2 protein-coding genes are annotated in these 1786 nt (G+C 43.5%); one reads left to right on the forward strand and one right to left on the reverse strand.

Features of this window, described 5'->3' with window-relative positions:
• Positions 1-438: 438 nt before the first annotated feature.
• Positions 439-732, forward strand: a complete 294-nt coding sequence (locus tag V7K25_RS26590) for a hypothetical protein (RefSeq protein ID WP_335162178.1) — start codon at positions 439-441, stop codon at positions 730-732.
• Between the two features lie 560 nt (positions 733-1292).
• On the opposite strand, the gene V7K25_RS26595 is transcribed toward V7K25_RS26590, so the two are convergent.
• On the reverse strand, positions 1293-1703 hold the full coding sequence (locus V7K25_RS26595) for a VOC family protein (protein ID WP_335162180.1): 411 nt from the start codon (positions 1701-1703) through the stop codon (positions 1293-1295).
• Positions 1704-1786 lie beyond the last annotated feature (83 nt).

A 1786-nucleotide genomic window follows, 5' to 3' on the forward strand; every position in this document is an offset into this window, starting at 1 on the left:
CCATCACTAGCTGTAACTACACTGTAGCCAATCATCTCAAGACGCGTCTGTAAAATTCGCCGGATACTGGCTTCGTCGTCTACTACTAAGATTGTGCCTTTATCACCTGATAAGTTTCTCAACGCTGTTCCTAATGAGCGAGAACTCTCAATCATCCATTATCTGCTTATTAGGAGTCAAAAACACAAAACAATCTTGACCTACAGTCATCATGAAGAAGCGATCGCTTAATACTTGCATCTGTGCAACAGATTATGCTGGGGCATCTGCACGAAAAAGAGATTTGTACTCAATTGGTAAATTCTTCAGCAAGGGACTCGTATTTTCCATAAATTTGGTGTACCTTGTTAATTCCGTGCAAATTAATTATTTATACCTAACTTCTCCCAACTTTACTGCCATCCGATTTTTGAGCCAATGCCTTCGAGAGAAAAGCCAATGAATACTTCTAATGAGATACAGACAAAGAAAATCATCAAAAAATCCGACAAGCTCACCCTGAGACAAATGAAATTAATCGAGGAGGCTGAAGACAAACTTCTTGAAGCTAATACTGTCAATTTTCCAGCCCCTGGGGTTGAGGTTGAGGAGAAACCAGCAGCGATTTCAGAGCCTAGAGTTCCTGACTATGTTCCATCCCTTGACAATCCTCCAGTACAGTCTGTTGGCAACTCTGGCTGGCAGATTTCTGACATTTGGCGGGATATCCGGGTAGATGATTTTTGTGGGTGATACTCCTGACAAATATAGGTAAAAAGAATACATTACTCCTGCGGTGTACGTACTGTCACAAACAGGAGTTGCTCTTTGGTAAAGAAGCCTAGCAAATAATCAACGGTAGCATTAAAGTTGAGTGCGTAGACGTTTAGGCGGCAAGGCGATAGACATTGCAATGGCTCAATGGGTAAACGAAAGAGAAAACATTACAATACATCCTTCCCTTGGATGGTAGAAGAAGAGAATCTATTCATTACAAAAACTGGTAACGAAATAGTTACAGATGCTGGATGGGAGAAAATTTCATTTGAATAAGCGAGAAAACTATTTAGTCCCAAAACATTTCAAGAATGGTACGAACTGTTCAAGAATGGCCCGAACTCAGGTTATTTACAAAGGACAAAGGACGAATGACAGATGTTGGTATAGGCTCAGATGGGAATGGCACGCTTGTTAATCGCAAAGCCCTGATATAACAAGATTTTGAGTGTGGGGAGTGTGGGGGGTAAGACTTCTTCTCCGTCCTCCCACACCTTGCCCTGACGGGGTTTCAGCTTTTCAAGCGTGCCATTGGCTCAGATGGTTTGTTCGCAGTTGATCATCCACGGTGTCCCAAACTGATCGATCAACATGCCAAAGCGCGATGACCAGAAGGTTTGCGCGATCGCCATCTTCACCTTGCCGTTTTCTGCTAGAGCGTGAAAAAGCCGTTCTGCCTCAGCGATTTCAGGAACGCTAATTTGTACGTAGAAACCTTGCGGGGCTTCAAAGTATCCTGGTGGGCAGTCAGATCCCATCAGGAGGCGATCATCTAGTTCAAGGCAAGCGTGCATGATTTTGTCCTGCCATTCCGGTGAGACATTTTCCGCAGAAGGTGCTTCTTTGTGTGTCATCATCATAGTCATCTTGCCACCCAGACATTGTTCATAGAACTTGAACGCTGCCTCACAGTTGCCGTTGAACATCAGGTAAGAATTGAGTTGCATTGATTTCTCCTTTTGTAATCGATTCTGCGTTTTGATGAGCGGATCGTTCGCATATAAACATCATTTGCGCGGTTGCTGATGAC

Origin of the sequence: Nostoc sp., from assembly GCF_036919495.1 — a bacterium.
Classification (GTDB): domain Bacteria; phylum Cyanobacteriota; class Cyanobacteriia; order Cyanobacteriales; family Nostocaceae; genus Nostoc.

Excerpts from the sequence above, each read along its gene's own strand:
- V7K25_RS26595 (WP_335162180.1), bottom strand. The coding sequence starts at position 1,703 with ATGCAACTCAATTCTTACCTGATGTTCAACGGCAACTGTGAGGCAGCG.
- V7K25_RS26590 (WP_335162178.1), top strand. The coding sequence starts at position 439 with ATGAATACTTCTAATGAGATACAGACAAAGAAAATCATCAAAAAATCC.